The organism is Vibrio sp. SCSIO 43133, assembly GCF_023716845.1.
GTDB classification, from domain to species: Bacteria; Pseudomonadota; Gammaproteobacteria; order Enterobacterales; family Vibrionaceae; genus Vibrio; species Vibrio mediterranei.
This window is the reverse complement of record NZ_CP068025.1, coordinates 1,099,504-1,117,136: the sequence shown is the minus strand read 5'-3', so window position 1 is coordinate 1,117,136 and position 17,633 is coordinate 1,099,504. Positions and strand designations below refer to the sequence as shown.

The following is a 17,633-nucleotide window of genomic DNA, read 5'->3' as shown; positions in this document are numbered from 1 at the left end:
ATTACCATGCAGCAAATAAATAATAAGAGCTTACTCTCCTTTATGGTAACGGCAGCGGACAACGCTGTAGCCGTGACAAACCCAGCAACAGGCGAACTTGTGGGTCATGCTCCTATTTCATCTGAACCTGAGCTGATGGATGCTATTGAGCGAGCTCATGTGGCGCAGAAAGAGTGGGCCAAAGTGCCGGCTAAGTCGCGCGCAGTATTATTAAACCGCTGGTATCAATTAATTCTTGAGAACAAAGACGACCTTGCTCGTATTATGACTGTTGAACAGGGTAAGCCATTGGCAGAAGCTGCGGGTGAGGTTCTGTATGGTGCCAGCTTTATTGAATGGTTTGCTGAAGAAGCCAAACGCACCTACGGTGACTCCATTCCTGGACCAACGGCAGACAAGCGCTTGGTAACCATCAAGCAACCTATTGGTGTCGCATGTGCGATTACGCCATGGAACTTCCCTATCGCTATGATCACACGTAAAGCAGGTCCTGCATTGGCTGCCGGTTGTAGTTTCGTCGTTAAGCCATCGGATTCAACACCGCTGTCTGCATTTGCAATTGTGGAACTCGCGTACCAAGCGGGCATTCCGAAAGACGCGCTGCAAGTGGTTCTAGGTGAAAGTTCACGCAAAATCGGTGCGATCTTCACTTCTCACCCACTGATTCGCAAGCTGTCTTTCACTGGTTCTACTCAAGTGGGCAGTGTGTTAATGCAACAAGCCGCAAAAGACATCAAACGCACGTCAATGGAACTGGGTGGTAATGCGCCGTTCATCGTCTTCGATGATGCTGATATTGATGCAGCCGTGCAGGGCGCTATGGCCTCTAAGTTCCGTAATGCGGGTCAAACTTGCGTCTGTGCGAACCGATTCTATGTGCATAGTAAAGTGTACGATGAGTTCGTAACGAAATTTGATGCAGCAGTACAGCAGCTAAAAGTCGGAAACGGCTTAGATGAAGGTGTCAACATTGGACCAGTTATCAATGAAAGTGCAAAACAGGGCATCCAAGCACTGATTGACCGTGCGGTAGAGCAAGGTGCAGTGCCTGTCACCCCTCTTAAACAACTTGACGGTTTGTTTATGCAGCCAGTCGTCCTCAAAGACGTGAAACACAGCATGGATATCGTTCAAGAAGAGATATTTGGTCCGGTGGCTCCAGTAATTCGTTTTGATACGGATGAAGAACTTATCGAAATGGCGAACGACACGATTTACGGTTTGGCGTCGTACTTCTACAGCCAGAACATCCACCGTGTTTGGAAAGTAGCAGAAGCACTGGAATACGGCATGGTCGGCATTAATGAAGGTATTATCTCGACAGAAGTAGCACCGTTTGGCGGTGTGAAGCAGTCGGGTATTGGACGTGAAGGTGCGAAGCAGGGTATCGACGAATATATGGATGTGAAATACCTGTGCTTTGGTGGCAACTAAACGTCTAGCGGTAACAAATAAAGGATTAAACAATGAAAAACCAACAACTACACGAAAGAAGAAGCAAAGTTATCGCTCAGGGTATGGGCGCGCTGTACCCACTTTATGTTGAGAAGGCTGACAACGCTCATGTATGGGATGTCGATGGTAACAAATACATTGATTTTGCAGCGGGCATCGCGGTGACAAATACTGGTCACTCAAACTCGCGCATCACTGACGCTGTAAAAGCCCAGATCGACAACTTCTCTCATACTTGCGCTATGGTGACACCGTATGAATCTTTTGTTGAGCTGGCAGAAAAGCTGACTGACATTGCTCCGGGCGACTCGGAAAAGAAAGCTATTTTCCTAACAACGGGTGCCGAAGCGGTTGAAAACGCGGTGAAAGTAGCACGTGCTCATACTGGGCGTAGCGGCGTCATTGCCTTTAAAGGTGGTTTTCACGGTCGTACCAATATGACCATGGGATTGACTGGAAAAATCGCACCATACAAAGCGGGCTTCGGTCCTTTCCCGAACGAAATCTACCATGCACCTTATCCAAATGCGTTCCACGGCATCAGCACAGAAGATAGCTTACAGGCATTACAAGATTTGTTTGCTTGCGATATTGAACCTAGTCGCGTTGCTGCGATCATTTTTGAGCCTGTACAGGGCGAGGGTGGTTTTTACCAAGCGCCAGCGGAATTTGCTCAGGCACTACGCAGCCTTTGTGACCAGCACGGTATTATGCTAATAGCCGATGAAATCCAAACAGGCTTTGCCCGCACCGGTAAAATGTTCGCAACGGAGTATCTGGATATTGAACCAGATATGATGACGATGGCGAAAGGCATTGCTGGTGGTTTTCCAATCTCTGCTGTTGTAGGTAAAGCGGAAGTTATGGATTCTGCGTTACCAGGTGGTTTAGGCGGTACTTATGCTGGTTCTCCATTAGGCTGTGTTGCCGGTTTGGAAGTGCTTAAGATAATTGAAGAAGAGCAGCTATGCGCTAAAGCCCAAGGTATTGGTGAAGTGGTTAATGCACGTATGGCTGAGCTTCAAAAAACGGTGCCTGCGATTGGTGAGATTCGCACCATTGGTGCAATGATGGCGATTGAGTTTACCGATCCACAATCGGGGCAACCACTTCAAGATGTTACCAAAGCGGTGATTAGCAAAGCACAAGAAAATGGTTTAATTCTGTTGTCTTGTGGCGTTAAAGCCAATGTTATTCGCTTGCTCCCGCCACTAACGATTGAATCAGATGTATTGGCAGAAGGTTTAGACAAACTGGAAGCCATCATCGCAGAAGTAGCGAAATAGAACGACGTTACGTAGGATAATATAAGCCCCCTCGATTCGAGCCCGAGGGGGCTTTTTTAATGTTCATGGCAATTTGTCTAGGAGTGATAAACCAAATTGTATCTTGGGTCTATCACAGTTTTTGCCTGTTCCCTTCAGCGGTTAATACTCTCTAACCGCTTAAGCTATGAAATAAAATGTATTGATTACAGCGGGTTAATGGATTGGTTTCTTCCCGAAGATACCATTTCTGCGTTGAATATCTTTTTTCAATCTCTTACTTAAAAACTATACAGTTTTACTCTAAAGTCTGCTAATTTGTGCTGACAAAATGAGAGTGATCAAAATCTCGACACCATGATTAAGATACATTGCTGCTCAGAAGAATTTAATAATCGCTTGGACTGAAAAATGAAACATCAACATTTCTTACCTATGCAGAACGTAATCCAAGATTATGCTTGGGGTAGCGTGACGTCTATTAACACTCTGTTTGGCATTGCCAACCCAGATAACAAACCACAAGCTGAGATCTGGATGGGTGCACACCCAGGCGGCTGCTCTGAAGTGGTCACCGCAGATAAGACTTTGCGTCTGGATCAGTTTGTTACTGATAACCTAAGTGATGTTTTGAGTGAAGCCATTAGCCAGAAATTTGGTGAGCTGCCTTACCTGTTCAAAGTCCTTGCTGCAGCGAGCGCTTTGTCTATTCAGGTTCACCCGAGCAAAGCTCAAGCAGAACAAGGGTTTGCCAAAGAAGAAGCCGCTGGTATCGCCCGTAACGCAGCAAACCGCAATTATAAAGATCCAAACCATAAACCAGAGTTGGTTTACGCATTGACACGTTACCAAGCAATGAATGGCTTCCGCTCTTATGAAGAGATCTTAAACAACTTCGAACAGCTTAATATTGAGGAGTTAGCGCCTCTTATTAATGCTTATAAAACATCTCTGGACGCAACAGGTCTTGAGGCGTTGTTTGTTAGTATGCTGAAGCTTGACGGCCAAGCAAAAGATACGGCATTGAATAAGTTGCTTGCTTTCGCTGAGACCAAACAAGGCGACGAAACCTTTGAACTCATCTTATGGCTAAAAGATCTCTACCCTGGTGATATCGGTCTTTTCTCTCCATTATTCTTACACGTATTGACGCTTGAGCCGGGCGAAGCGATGTTCCTTCACGCTTGTACTCCACACGCATACTGTCGTGGTACTGGACTTGAAATTATGGCGAGTTCAGACAACGTACTTCGTGCAGGCCTAACGCCAAAACACATTGATGTTGAAGAGCTGGCTTCTTGTACCATTTTTGAACCTAAGCTGCGTGAGGAGTTGTTAACTCAACCAGAAATGGATAATGGTGCAGAGCACTATCCAATTCCGGTAGAAGACTTTAAATTTAGCGTCTACGTTGACCAGCAAGACCGATTTGTCAACGTCACAACACCAGAGATTCTATTTGCATTGGATGAGCCAATCGTATTGACGCATCTAGGTGGCGAAACCATTGCGGTTGAACGCGGTCATTCAGTGTTCATCCCTGCTTCTGCGGGTAACTACAGCGTGACTTGTGCTGGCAAGTTCGCAAGAGCCTATTGCTAGCGTAATATGCTGCCAGTAGGGCAGTAATCCTACTTATAAAGGGAGATCGTGAAAGATCTCCCTTTTTTTGTGCAACTTGCCTATTACTTATGCAGCATGGATTGCATTTTAGTTGCAGATAATTAGTATGTAATGAAAGGATATGTAAAAACTTAAGCAGTAGGTACTATAAAATGGAATTTAGAGTAGCAGAATATTCTGACTACCAAAGTGTGGCGGAACTACACGCGGTAAGTTGGCAAAAAGCCTATAAAGGCATCATGCGTCAGTCGTATTTAGACGAGTCGGTTCTTGAAGACAAGCAACTGATTTGGCAAACCCGACTATTAAACCCTCCTTTCAGCCAACATGTCATTATTGCCGAGCACCAAGGCGAATTAGCGGGTTTTATCTGCCTGTTTGGTAATCACAATGTCGAGTTCGGTACTATCATTGATAACCTTCACGTTAGGGCAAGTGCGCAAGGCAAAGGTGTGGCGAAGAAACTGATTGCGTTGGCGATGGAATGGGCAAGTAAGTACTATCCGGACAATGGTGTGTTTTTGGAGGTACTGGCGGATAATTCGAACGCCATTAAGTTCTATGAATCCATAGGTGCGAACAGAGCGATGAAACAGCGTGGCGAATCGCCATGTGGGCGCCACGTCGATGAGTTTATTTATGTATGGAAAAATCCAGAAGCGTTGATGGAACAGTGTGTTGTGTCGGTGTAGTTTGCCTTTTCAAACAATCGAATTAAAAAAACGCCTAACATGAATCATGTTAGGCGTTTTTGTGTTGTGTCAGGAGCTACTTGATGTATTCCAAAAGTGCTTTTTCATTAGGCAGTGCGGTCATTGCGCCTTTTTGCGTGGTTGCCAATGCCCCACAACCGTTAGCCCATCGTACAGCGTCATGAATGGTTTCATCATTTACCCAGCTTTCTGTTTTCGACAGGCGAGTTAGCAGACCACCAACAAAGGCATCGCCTGCACCTGTCGTATCGACGGGTTTTACTGGAGTGCCAGCAATCAACTCTTGTTGTGCGCCACGAATAACCAGTGCTCCTTTCGCTCCTTGAGTAATCAAGACCAATGTATTGCTAAAGGATTCAAGTGCTTCAATACCTGCTTCTAAGGTATTGGTGTCTGTGAGGAACATGAGTTCGTCATCTGAAAACTTAACTACATCGGCCAGCGCAATAGCTTCTCGGCAAACAGGTTTGATTAAGTTTTGATCGCCCCAGACCTCATCACGTAAGTTGGGGTCGAAGCTAACAAAGCCTCCAGCAGCCTTAATTTGTTTCATTGCGTCAATCGTAGAACTGCGGCTAGGTTCATTGGCAAGGGCGATTGAACAAACGTGCAGCCACTCGCCTTTTTCGAAAGCAGGAATGTCACTTTTTTGCATAAACTGGTCGGCACTAGGCTTAACCATAAAGGTAAAGCTGCGCTCACCGCTGTCATCTAAGTCAACAATAACGGTAGAAGTGCGCTGTTGCTCATCAAGCAGCATATAGTCGGTATTGACGTGTTCGTCGCTCAAAGTCTGCTTCATAAAGCGACCTAGCGGGTCTTGTCCGACGCGACCGAAAAATCCAGTGTTACCACCTAAACGTGCGATAGCTACAGCTACGTTTGCAGGCGCACCACCTGGACATTTCAAATAGGTAGTTGCCGTATCTGGTATTAAATCTACGACAGCATCTCCGGTTACCCACACTTTGCTCATGAGAAAAATCCTGTATTAACTAAGTTGTTTTTAGTTTACTAAATCGATTTAGCAAAGAAAATGTGTTTTAATAGACCTCTAATGGATTGAAAATGAATTTGTGATCTCACACACGATCTTTTAGGAAAATAAGATCAAACTGACCGAGTGGATGAGTAGGAAGGAATGAGCAAAAAATTAAAACTTGCTGACATAGCAAAACTCGCTGGTGTATCGAAATCAACGGTGAGTTTTGTATTGAATGGGCATGCAGAAAAGCATCGAATCACGAAAGAAACCGTGGAGAGAGTACTGCATGTTGTGCAAGAGAATAACTATTCGCCTAGTGTTTATGCCCGAGCGCTAAAATCGAAAAAGAGCTCTACTTTTGGACTTGTGATCCCCGACCTACTCAACCTTGGTTTTGCGTCTATTGCCAAAGAATTAGAACGTCTCTGCTTAGCATCAGGCTATCAGTTATTACTGGCTTCAACCGATGATAACCCTGAAACAGAAATGCGCGCAGTAGACAATCTAATATCACGTCAAGTCGACGGCATCATGATTGCGTCTTGTCTCACCAGTGATGCTTTCTATAGCGGATTACCTGACGATCTTCCGCTTGTTTTCTTTGACCGTTCGTTCGAATCTTCAGATTTTAATATGGTGACCACTGACGCTTACGATGCAACGAGACTGTTATTAACGGAACATACGAAAAACGTGGCAGAGTGTGTTTTTATTGGTGGACAATTAGAACTTTCACCAAGTAAAGAACGCTATCAAGGTTATGTAGATGCGTTAGCTACAAACCAAATTCCGTTGAATCAGAGCTTAGTGTTCAATCGTGATTATCAGCCTTCAAGTGGTTACGACATGATGGCTGCGTGTGTTGATGAACTTGGTCGATTGCCACACTGTTTATTTACGGCATCTTATTCATTGTTAGAAGGGGTGCTGCGCTACCTTAACGAACATGATCTGTTTGCAACAGCAACCAATGCTCGGATGCGAATTGCTACGTTTGATAATTACGCCATATTGGACTGCTTACCGTTACCAATAAACTCTATAGAGCAAAATTGTGTCGAATTAGCGTCGGAGATTTTTGACTGTCTACAAAAGACCTTGTCTAATTCTCAATATCAAAGCAAGATTAGTGTTAAAGCGCACCTTCATCAGCGGAGTTACTAACCGGACATGGAATCAAAATCTCTACAGCCTTTATATATTCAAGTGGCCGATACGCTAAAACAGCGGATTGATGAAGGGCTATATCCGCAAGGCTCGAAGTTGCCTTCTGAGAATCAGTTAGTAGAGAGTTTAGGTGTAAGTCGTGTCACGGTCAGAAAGGCGTTAGGTCAACTTGCCGATATTGGCTATACCACCTCCGAAAAAGGTAAAGGTACTTTTGTTGCTCATCAAAAACTTAAGCATGATTTCTTAGGGATGGCGGGCTTTGCTCAAGAGTTGCAGGGAGCGGGGCTTGAGGCTCACAACCAAGTGATTCACTTTGAGAAGGTGGAAGCAGATGAATCATTAGCCTCCAAGCTGTCTATAACAGTGGGCGATCTCGTCTATCATTGCGGTCGACTGCGCGTTGTAAATCAACAGGTTGTTTCTTACGAAGATTTCTATATACCATGGGCGTTACTTCCAGATTTAGATGCCCAGTCTCTTTCGGGCTCCAAATTTGCTTATCTTAAGCAACGTGATATTGAAATGGTGAAAACACAACAAAAGATAAAACCAGCGTTGCCAAGCCTATTCATTCAAAAGCAGCTGTCTGTAGATAAGTTAGAGCCGATACTGATCAATGAATCGATCAATTTTCGCACTGAATCTCAGCCTTATGAGTACTCCATTGTCTATTATAAGTCCAGTGTCTATGACTTTGAGATAACTGCCAGACTTTAATAATCTTATCAATTAGTTACCAAGCCACCTCTTAATGAGGTGGTTTTTTTGTATCTGAGCTAACTATTATTGAATGTGATGATAAGCACGTTTCTAAAGTTCAAAAGCACAAATAGATACAACTTGTATTTATCCTGTATTACATTAATACATGTTGAATACAGGTTGTTATCTTGTGCTCTTGGGAGAGAACGAAAAAATGGCAAGAAATGCTCAAATCGTTGCAACAGAAGTGATGGCGCTGCTTGGTGGAGAAACCAATATCGAGCAGTTGACACATTGTGCAACGCGATTGCGGGTCGTGACGAAAGACGACTCTAAAGTCGATGCGGAAAAACTAGGCGAAACAGAAGGCGTTCACGGTTACTTTTTTAAAAATGGCCAACACCAAGTCATACTAGGTACGGGCTTTGTTGGTAAGGTGTTTGCGATATTAACAGGCAATGGTGATGTTGAAACCAGTGCCGCACCGAAAAAAGAGCAAGCGGGTAGTGCTTTCCAACGAGTGACTCGTACGTTTTCAGATATCTTTGTTGCCATTATTCCTGCGCTAGTTGCGACAGGTTTATTGATGGGATTGCGCGGACTGATCGTTAATGGCTTTGGGGTGGAATTGTCACCTCAATTGACGACGCTGTCTCAAGTGCTTACTGATACCGCGTTTATCTTTATTCCAGTCTTAGTGACATGGTCAGCGATGAGAGTGTTCGGTGGCAATCCAGTACTCGGTATTGTACTCGGATTGATGCTGGTTGCTCCTCAATTAGCAAGCAAATGGGATGTCGCTTTTGGTAATGCAGAAGCACTGATGATTCCATTCTTCGGCTTTAATATTGCCGTCACTGGCTTGCAAAGTTCTATCTTACCTGCCGTGTTTATGGGTTGGTTTGCTGCAACTGTTGAGAAAACATCACGCAAGTACGTGCCGGAGGTGTTGGATCTTATCCTTACTCCATTCATTACACTGTTGGTGTCGCTGATTGCAGGATTAGTTTTCGTTGGACCATTACTATTAGGTATCGAAAAGCTAATTACCGATGTAGTGGTGTATTTTTTACAAATTCCATACGGTATTGGCGGTTTGATTTACGGTGGCGCGATTCAGTTCATGGCCGTTACGGGTATGCACCATACTATCGTGCCAATTACCATTGCCATGGTGACAGAAACTGGTTTTGACTATATCAACCCACTGGGTACCGCTGCGATTGCAGGTCAATTTGGTGCGGCGATTGCGGTGATGACTATGCAAACCAGCAAGGTGAAAAAGTCAGGCATGTTTGGGGCAGCGCTACCTGCGTTATTTGGTATTACTGAACCAGCAATGTTTGCAGTGACCTTACCTCGCGTTAAGCCATTCCTTTATGGATGCGTTGGCGGTGCAATCGGTGGCTGCCTAGGTGCTATCGCAGGAATTGGTTCAGCGGGTACGGGGGCGACGATGCTTCCTGGAATGCTGCTGTACCTCGGTGGTGGTCTTGGTATGTATATCGTGGTCATGTTGGTTGCTGCTTTGGTAGCTTTTGTCATGACTAAGTTGTTCTACAAAGAACCTCAATAAGTTATTTCCTTTTTATCCCTTCATGGACGCGACTAGGTGACATGAAGGGATTTTGCGTTTTAAAGCTACAGTGAGTCGTTATGGATTTTTCTAATCGTCAAAACCGCTTCGTGCGGCTAGACGAAGTGTCAGCAGAGTATCTGGAACATATTGAGTCATTGACTCAAAATGACCCCTATTATCCGAGTTACCATATAGCACCCAAACATGGGTTGGTTAATGACCCAAATGGGCTTAGTTACTTTAATGGTGAACATCATATTTTCTATCAATGGTTTCCATTAGGGCCCGTTCATGGACTTAAGCATTGGTATCACGTATCAACGAAGGATTTCGTGCACTTCAAAGATAGAGGAGTCGCACTGTATCCTGATCAGGATTACGACCAACACGGGTGTCATACTGGTGTGGCAGTCGTTGAGGGTGAGCAGCTTAACCTGCTGTATACCGGACATTTGGTATATGAACCAAACAGCGGTCACCCGACTCAAGTTCTCGCTGTGATGGATAAAGAAGGGAAGATAGAGAAGAAAGGAGTCGTTGTTGACTACAACTCTCAACACTACACACATAACATGCGTGACCCTGTCACAATAAAGAGAGAAGATGACTATTATATGTTGATTGGTGCTGAGAGCCATCAACAGCAAGGTAAGTTGGCGCTTTATCACGGGAGACAAATCGATGCCTACCAATACAAGGGGAATGTTGATATAGGCATTGGTGAGTTTGGTTATATGTGGGAGTGCCCTAACTACTATGAGGAGGCTGGTAGTGGCGTCTTTATTTTCTCTCCTCAAGGCGTCACTTCTGATAGTAAGTACGATTTTAATAATGTGTTTTCTGTGGTCTATATCGTTGGTAAACCGTTAGATACTGAGAATCTTAAGTTCGAACATCAGGGCTACTTTGAACTCGATAAAGGCTTTGATTTCTATGCCCCTCAAACTTATTTAGACAACAAAGGACGCCGCATTCTGATTGGTTGGTTAGGTAATTCGAAAAGCGAGTATCCAACGGATAAGAATTACTGGGCGCATATGCTGACATTGCCAAGAGAGATAAGCATAGAAGGTAATAAACTGCGCCAAACACCGCTCGTGGAACTTACTGACTTGCGCGAAAGTAGTAAAGTATTAAGGCCACAACATGAACTAATTAGTCGAGCTTTTGAACTTGAAGTGAGTGTGGAGCAAGACTTTGTTATAGAGTTTGCTAATCAGAGTGGCGACAAAATGACGTTTTCTGGCAATGAAACGGAGTGGTGCTTAGACAGGACACATGTGACGGAAACACATGCTGAGCAGTTTGGCACAGTTCGATACGCTCTGCGGCAAAGTAATGACAGCCTAGTGCGTGTGTTTGTCGACCATTCCAGTATTGAAATATTCTGTGACTTCGGAGAGACGGTATTCACATCACGTATTTTCGTTAGCGATTTGAACCAACTTCATTTGTCCAAAGCAACCGGACAGATACATTACTTAAGTGGTATTCATTACGAATAGATGAAAACAAAAACGACCAGCCGAGGCTGGTCGTTTTTGTTAGGTATGGTCACTCGTCTAGATTAGCGGTAGCTTCGCTTGGATGTGCTTAGTTCCATAATCATGGCTAATTCTTCTTCCGTAACCAAATCACTGGGCTGTTGGCGTGTTGATAAACGCTCAACAAATCGCTTCACGTCGCGAAGCTGCTCAGTATTTAAATGATGCATAGCGTCGACAATGTCTTTTTCTAGCGCATGGTTCATATCAGCATCACTCCTTTGTTTTTCCTTATCTCTAACTTAGACCATATGAGTCTAATAGCAAGGCTTTTTATGCATATTGTTACACTTGATATCTGTGACACTGCATGGATAACGAGAACTAGATTAATAGAAAGGCAATACAAATAGTGTGGAAAAAATAAACATGAGCATTAGAGGTGATATAGAAAATACATTCACACCATTGTTACATTTTGGAAACTGATAATTAATAATTTAAATAGTAGTTAAGAATTACTATGTGTGTGAGCAAGATCACTGAAAGTAATTTATCCGCCAAAAAGTTCCCCTAAATTACCTCAATAAATGTTTTTAAAGCTAAATGTATATTTATTTATATATAAGGCATTGATAAATAAGAGTATTTGTATTTTTATAAAAACGTGATTTAGATAGGCATTTTCAAATTCTTAGGATTGCTGCATGTCGGGATATTAGTGAAAATTTGTCTCGTTCATTCGGTACATGATTTTCAAACTTTTGAGTGATGTGACTGGTGAATGAGTTTTCAAAGTTTAACGACGCTTATTCACGACAACTCAATAGCTTTTAAAAAATAACAAAAATAGTTAATTACAATCCTTGGGGTTAATAATGAAAAATACTTTCAAACTATCGCTAGCTGCAGTACTTGTTTCTTCTGCAATGGCGGCAAACGCTGGTATCGCGATCACTGATACTGAAACTGGTAAGTTCTCTATCGGTGGTGACGTTGAATTTGACTTCAACTTCCAAGACCGTGAAGGCCAAGAAAACAACGAATTCAACCAATCTGGTCGTATTCTTCTTGAGTTTGCTGGCGAGCGTTACACTGATACTGGTCACATTTTCCAAGTAAACGTTCAACCTCTGATGGAAAGTAGCGGTAACGTTGCACTGGATGACGCATGGTTTGCATTCGGTAAACAAGACGGTTGGAACCTACGTATGGGTCGTTTCGAAGCATTCGATATGTTCCCTGTTGGTCAAGATACGTTCCTAGAGTATTCAGGTGATACTGCTAACGATCTATACCAAGACGGCGCTGCTTACGTTTATCAAATGAAAGAAGGTCGTGGTCGTGGTTCTGATGGTCAAATCATGTACAGCCAATCTTTCGACAACCTATATGTAGAACTTGCTTCTATGATCGGTGACCGTTCAGTATTGTTTGGAACAAGCACAGTCGGTAATCAAGTTACTTACCATGGTCAACAAGTAGAAAACAACAAGGATTCAGTCCTTCTGCGTCCAGTCGTAGGTTATCAAGCTGGTAACTTTGGTATCGCGGCTTCTATGGAAGCCAACCTTGTGAAAGATGCGGTAATCGTTACACAAGGCGGTCAAGAAATCGATATCTCTGACCGTATCGGTTATGGTGTGACAGCAAACTACACAACAGCAGATTGGAACTTAATTGCTAACTTTGCATACATGGATGCAGTTGACGAAACCAACCTAACAACTGGTGTGAACGCGTTATACAAAGGCTTCGGTTTAGGTTATATCCACGCTAACAACGACTACGAAAACAAGAAGATCACAGGCTGGGCTGAAGGTAACGTTAAAGTTGACACAGTATATGCTTCTTACGAGTTTGCGGACGTACTACAAGTTGAAGACTTCTCTATCTACCTAGGTGCTTACTACACAACAGTTGATAACAAAACTGATATGGAAGACCTATTTGCAGAAGACACAGACAAAGGTGTTCGTGTACGCTTCAAGTACTTCTTCTAAGCGCTTAGCCGTATAGAACAGAAACACTGCCTTATATAAACGGAGCCCATCGGCTCCGTTTTCTTGTTTAGACTACTAGCTTCAATCGTCGTACAACTGCCTAAGATTACGCCGAAACACTCCGCCTGCATCTTGTCTTCGGTGAACGCTTACCATGTCCCACCGTTACCATGATGTTCTCATTGATTTCCTCATAACTTATCTCTTCAAAAAGCCTCTACGTTACGCGATGTTGGCTCGTATCGAATGGCAGTATGAATCGTCTAACAATCAAAGACAACACTACTGTGTTGCCATATGGGGGCTAAAATTAGCGAGTTTGTTATTGACTACAACAACTAGTTAGGGGAAGGGTAGAATTATGGTCGATACGATGTCTTGAATGGAAAAGCAAAAGATGAGTCATACAAAAAAAGGCCCACCAAAGTGAGCCTTTTAACTGAGCAATATGTTTTACTAGAAAATCAAATGCGCGACACCAGCGATAACAGGTAACGTAATCAAAGTACGCAGGATGAAGATAGCAAACAGTTCGAAGATGTTTACTGGGATACGGCTACCAAGTAGTAGCGCCCCCACTTCAGACATGTAGATAAGCTGAGTAACGGACATCGCGGCGATAACAAAACGCGTCATTTCACTATTGATTGATGCTGCTAGGATTGACGGAATAAACATGTCTGCAAAGCCAACAACCATAGTCTTGGATGCCGCAACTGCTTCAGGTACGCCCAATAACTCTAGGTAAGGAATAAATGGTGTACCGAGCGTTTCAAACACTGAAGTGTATTCAGCGATAACAAGCGCGACTGTACCTAGGCCCATAACCACAGGAAGAACCCCAAACACCATATCTACGGCATTCTTAATACCTTCGCCAAACACCGATTTTGCAGAGGTAACAGTGCCTGCTCGTTTAAGTGCTAAATCAAGACCCCAAGAGAAAGTAGAATGGCCTTCAGGAATCACTTCAGCATCTTTAGCTGGTTTAGTACCGTCAATGAACACGTCTTTTTTGTTACGTAGTGGCGGCAAACGAGGAATGATAATCGCTGCAACAACACCGGCTAAACAGATAGCGCCATAAAACGGTAAAAACAGATGCTCAAGCTCAACCTGAGCGATAACCACTAAGCTGAACGTGATTGATACTGCTGAGAAAGTAGTACCAATAACGGCTGCTTCACGCATGGTGTAGAATTTGTTTTCGTACTGCTTGCTCGTTAGCAGAATACCAACACTACCGTCACCTAACCAAGATGCCATACAGTCGATAGCGCCACGACCTGGTAGGTTGAATACTGGGCGCATGATTTTACTTAGTAACGCACCAAATAGTTCTAACAAACCAAAGTTCAGTAAAAGAGGTAGCAATAAACCTGCAAAGATAAATACAGCAAATAGAGTAGGTAGCAGACCTTCGAGTACTAGGCCACCGGTATTTTCTTCCCAAATCGCTTGAGGACCAACTTGGAAGTACGTCATTACTACCGCTAAGCCACCGATCAAACGAACTGCTAACCACATTGGGCTTGGATTAAATAGACCGTTTAAAAATTCATTGTTATTAATGAATGCAGGCTTAGCAATGCGGGTGATGACTGACGCGATAGCCATAAATGCGATGATAGCTGTAACTAGAGGTACGATGAAATCGCCAACCGCCGCTTGTAGTGATTTAGCTAAGACAGCTACAGGTATAGTTAAACCGCCGTCAAAGGTGATTGGAGCCATGAACAGGAACAGGCCAATTAAAGACGGGATGAAGAACATCCAGAAGTTGCCTTTCTTTCCAGACTCAGGAACAGATTGAGCGCTATTTTGCATTTTTCTCTCGTGTTACAACTAGTTAATAATGGACAATTCCATTGCCTATTTATTCACTAAACATCCATATTTGCTCATTGCGCGCAAGATTACTGCTTTTTATCAATCAAGGCAATACTATTCATCAACAAAGACTAAATATTCACAATTTAGTACTGATGTCGCAAATGATATGCAAAACAATGTTCGGTGCTAAGGCTAGGTAAATCTGTCTAAGTATAGTGGGTTGTTACTCTTTGAGCTTAGTAATCGAAAGCGCTACACTGAACGAAGAACTTAACTTATTGAGAATCATCACAATGCCTCGCAAGAAACTTCCAGTGCCACTGATTTTACTGATCCCACTTTGTCTTCTCGTCGTTGTCATTGTGGCTGGAGTCTATCGATTTTCGATGAGTGATGAGGAGATACTGGCCAAATTCCCATCTCATCAAGCAGAAAAGGCCGATGTCGTCGTAGAGACTATTCTAGGCGTGAAGGTGGCTAATCCATGGACAATTCAGGTACCAGAAACCAGTGCGTTCTCTCTACTCACTGACATCGATATTGATAAACAAGTGGCTGCAGGTAGTTATGATGATGGTATGGAGCGTGGCAACGTATACCTACTGTATCAATTTAAGCAACTCATGTTTGAAAACAATAAGCTTCATTTCGCTGTTGTACCATTTGCCGTGAGTAACCAAGGCTCGGGAGTCTTCTATTACCTTGGCTTGTTTAATTGGGACGAATCAAGACAGCGAGTAATCCTTATTAACGCTAAACTAGCAGGGGATCGCGTGGATATTGAATCTTTAGACTTATCTGGACAGGATGTAACAATGAAGTTCAAAAGCCATGGCCCTGAACAGTCAATGGCGGAGACGCCAACAAAGGAAAACTCACTGGTTTGCACACTGAAAAATGGCAAATTGACAGGATGTTAATTGGAATTTGTTTCCAGCCGTAAATGATATGCATCTTTGTCACTTATTATGTTGAGAATGTGAGCTTGATTACATAATATGACACTTTGATGTTGTTATTTTTTAGACAAACGGAGCTTGCAAATGATCAATAAGCGTTTTTTTAAAACTAAAGATGAAGTGGAAGTCACATTCGAACTGGATGCGACCAATATTGAAAGTGCGGTACTAGTAGCAGAGTTTCACGATTGGCAACCTATGCCAATGAAAAAAGTTGCGAAAACCAAGTCTTTCAAATATAAAACTCGTCTGCCAAAAAACGCGGAATTTCAATTCCGCTACCTTGTGAATGAGAATGACTGGGTTAATGATGCTGAAGCGGATAACTATGTACCAAATGGCTTCGGTGCTGATAACTGTATCGTAAAAACAGAACAAGCATGTGAATCCTAGCTCTCAGTAATGCTGATTTTGTAGAAAGCGAAGCGACAAGCTTCGCTTTTTTACATTCTCATCACAGGTTTTACCTTAATTTTCCTCTCAATCGGATGCAATTCGCCGAAGAAACGATTAATCTGTTGGCTCTTTTTAATGGAATGCATTGGAACCATTGTGCAATCGAATCAACCTATAGACGGCGTATGCACGGCAAAAGCGCCGTCACGAAAACTAAAACGCGGCCTAGCTTTTACCGTGCCTCTTATCGCGGCGTTTCTGTTTCTTCATAGTCTGCCTAGTTCAAACCTCAACGGAACGGTAGAGCTAGACCTCAATGATTCACCAATCGCCAAAGCCATCACTCCTGAGCCAACCAAAGCTGAACTACCACCTAAATTCGCCTATACCGTAAAGTCAGGTGACAGCTTGAGCCAAATTTTCGACCAACTTGGTTTTCCGTACTCAGACATGATGTCAGTAATGGAAACCGATTTGGATTACTTAGTGCTCGACACGCTGCGTCCCGGTGACAAGATGCGATTTTGGCAAGATGAAGCCACTGGCGCACTCGGTCAATTGGAAGTTCAACGTAGTGTGGCCGAGAAAGCCGTTTATACTCGGCTAGACGACGGTAGCTTTGAATTTAAGGATGTCTCTATTCCCGGCGTGTGGGAAAGCGTGGCTTTGGTCGGTGAAATTCACGGCAGCTTCTCTTCTTCAGCGAACAAATTGGGTTTAAACCCTCGTGAGATTGACCAAGTTGTTACACTGCTTAAAGACAAACTGAGTTTCACTCGCGACCTTCGTGCTGGTGACCGTTTTGAAGTTGTTAAAAACAGCCAGTTTGTTGATGGTACCGCGACAGGTAACTCTGAAATACAAGCGATTAAGATCTTTAATCGTGGCGCGATGTACTCAGCTTACCTTCATACTAATGGCCAGTACTATGATGCCAAAGGTGACAGTTTACAGCGTGCATTTATGCGCTATCCGGTGAAAAATCATCGAATTACCTCAGGCTTTAACCCTAATCGTCGTCATCCTGTAACAGGCAGGATTGCACCGCATAACGGTACTGATTTCGGTGTTCGTACTGGTACTAATGTTTATACCACTGGTGATGGCGTTGTTGCTATGGTGCGCAACCACCCATATGCAGGTAAGTATATCGTTATCGATCATGGTGGTCCGTACAAGACTCGTTATCTTCATTTAAGTAAGATTCTAGTGAAGAAAGGGCAAAAAGTGACTCGTGGTACTCGTATAGGCTTGTCTGGAGCGACTGGGCGAGTGACTGGGCCTCACTTGCATTACGAATTGATTTCTCGTGGGCGACCAGTTAATGCTATGCGAGCGAACATTCCTATGGCAGACTCTGTGCCCAAGAACGAGCTCAAGCAGTTTATTGCTCGTCGCGATGAGTTAGACTCTATGCTTGAGAAACAAGAAACTAAACTGGCGAGCTTGTAGTTCGCTAGGTTAAT

General features: G+C 43.5%; 15 protein-coding genes. 12 read left to right on the top strand and 3 right to left on the bottom strand.

What is annotated here, in order from left to right; genetic code table 11:
- Window positions 1-6 precede the first annotated feature (6 nt).
- The 4 genes from JKJ11_RS21915 (at window position 7) to JKJ11_RS21900 (ending at window position 5,035) form a co-directional block, all read left to right on the top strand.
- Window positions 7-1,434 (top strand): NAD-dependent succinate-semialdehyde dehydrogenase, encoded by a 1,428-nt coding sequence (locus JKJ11_RS21915; RefSeq protein ID WP_006070396.1) that lies wholly within the window; start codon window positions 7-9, stop codon window positions 1,432-1,434.
- A gap of 32 nt (window positions 1,435-1,466) precedes the next feature.
- The gene (gabT, locus tag JKJ11_RS21910) at window positions 1,467-2,741 is read left to right on the top strand and encodes a 4-aminobutyrate--2-oxoglutarate transaminase (RefSeq protein WP_006070397.1); all 1,275 of its coding nucleotides are present in this window, start codon (window positions 1,467-1,469) and stop codon (window positions 2,739-2,741) included.
- Window positions 2,742-3,131: 390 nt separating this feature from the next.
- Complete coding sequence (gene manA / locus JKJ11_RS21905) at window positions 3,132-4,322, top strand: mannose-6-phosphate isomerase, class I (protein WP_252039196.1); 1,191 nt, start codon at window positions 3,132-3,134, stop codon at window positions 4,320-4,322.
- A gap of 173 nt (window positions 4,323-4,495) precedes the next feature.
- A complete protein-coding gene (locus JKJ11_RS21900; protein ID WP_006070399.1) occupies window positions 4,496-5,035 on the top strand; it encodes a GNAT family N-acetyltransferase in 540 nt (179 codons plus the stop codon).
- A 76-nt stretch (window positions 5,036-5,111) separates the two neighbouring features.
- Here the strand turns inward: JKJ11_RS21900 and cscK are convergent, their stop codons facing one another.
- On the bottom strand, window positions 5,112-6,032 hold the full coding sequence (gene cscK, locus JKJ11_RS21895; protein WP_252039195.1) for a fructokinase: 921 nt from the start codon (window positions 6,030-6,032) through the stop codon (window positions 5,112-5,114).
- A gap of 165 nt (window positions 6,033-6,197) precedes the next feature.
- Between cscK and JKJ11_RS21890 the strand changes: the two genes are divergently transcribed.
- The 4 genes from JKJ11_RS21890 to JKJ11_RS21875 all read left to right on the top strand — a co-directional run bounded on the left by JKJ11_RS21890 (window position 6,198) and on the right by JKJ11_RS21875 (window position 10,997).
- Entirely contained in the window at window positions 6,198-7,205 is a 1,008-nt protein-coding gene (locus JKJ11_RS21890) for a LacI family DNA-binding transcriptional regulator (RefSeq protein ID WP_006070401.1), read from the top strand.
- A 6-nt stretch (window positions 7,206-7,211) separates the two neighbouring features.
- Window positions 7,212-7,928: a GntR family transcriptional regulator gene (locus JKJ11_RS21885; RefSeq protein WP_124941447.1), complete on the top strand. Its 717-nt coding sequence runs from the start codon at window positions 7,212-7,214 to the stop codon at window positions 7,926-7,928.
- 199 nt (window positions 7,929-8,127) lie between these two features.
- The gene (locus JKJ11_RS21880; protein WP_252039193.1) at window positions 8,128-9,489 is read left to right on the top strand and encodes a PTS transporter subunit EIIC; all 1,362 of its coding nucleotides are present in this window, start codon (window positions 8,128-8,130) and stop codon (window positions 9,487-9,489) included.
- An 80-nt stretch (window positions 9,490-9,569) separates the two neighbouring features.
- Complete coding sequence (locus JKJ11_RS21875) at window positions 9,570-10,997, top strand: sucrose-6-phosphate hydrolase (RefSeq protein ID WP_252039191.1); 1,428 nt, start codon at window positions 9,570-9,572, stop codon at window positions 10,995-10,997.
- 62 nt (window positions 10,998-11,059) lie between these two features.
- Here JKJ11_RS21875 and JKJ11_RS21870 read toward each other — a convergent pair whose 3' ends face one another.
- Window positions 11,060-11,242: a hypothetical protein gene (locus JKJ11_RS21870; RefSeq protein ID WP_038227355.1), complete on the bottom strand. Its 183-nt coding sequence runs from the start codon at window positions 11,240-11,242 to the stop codon at window positions 11,060-11,062.
- A 612-nt stretch (window positions 11,243-11,854) separates the two neighbouring features.
- Between JKJ11_RS21870 and JKJ11_RS21865 the strand changes: the two genes are divergently transcribed.
- Window positions 11,855-12,979: a carbohydrate porin gene (locus JKJ11_RS21865; protein WP_107306032.1), complete on the top strand. Its 1,125-nt coding sequence runs from the start codon at window positions 11,855-11,857 to the stop codon at window positions 12,977-12,979.
- A 456-nt stretch (window positions 12,980-13,435) separates the two neighbouring features.
- Here JKJ11_RS21865 and JKJ11_RS21860 read toward each other — a convergent pair whose 3' ends face one another.
- Window positions 13,436-14,806: a YjiH family protein gene (locus JKJ11_RS21860; RefSeq protein WP_062456048.1), complete on the bottom strand. Its 1,371-nt coding sequence runs from the start codon at window positions 14,804-14,806 to the stop codon at window positions 13,436-13,438.
- 299 nt (window positions 14,807-15,105) lie between these two features.
- Here JKJ11_RS21860 and JKJ11_RS21855 point away from each other — a divergent pair, with 299 nt between their 5' ends.
- From JKJ11_RS21855 to JKJ11_RS21845, 3 genes are all read left to right on the top strand, one after another.
- The gene (locus tag JKJ11_RS21855; RefSeq protein ID WP_038166986.1) at window positions 15,106-15,732 is read left to right on the top strand and encodes a hypothetical protein; all 627 of its coding nucleotides are present in this window, start codon (window positions 15,106-15,108) and stop codon (window positions 15,730-15,732) included.
- A gap of 123 nt (window positions 15,733-15,855) precedes the next feature.
- Window positions 15,856-16,164 carry an isoamylase early set domain-containing protein gene (locus JKJ11_RS21850; protein WP_252039190.1) on the top strand — a complete coding sequence of 103 codons (309 nt, stop codon included), beginning with the start codon at window positions 15,856-15,858 and terminating at the stop codon, window positions 16,162-16,164.
- A 138-nt stretch (window positions 16,165-16,302) separates the two neighbouring features.
- A complete protein-coding gene (locus JKJ11_RS21845) occupies window positions 16,303-17,619 on the top strand; it encodes a peptidoglycan DD-metalloendopeptidase family protein (RefSeq protein ID WP_006070411.1) in 1,317 nt (438 codons plus the stop codon).
- The last annotated feature ends 14 nt before the right edge of the window (window positions 17,620-17,633 follow it).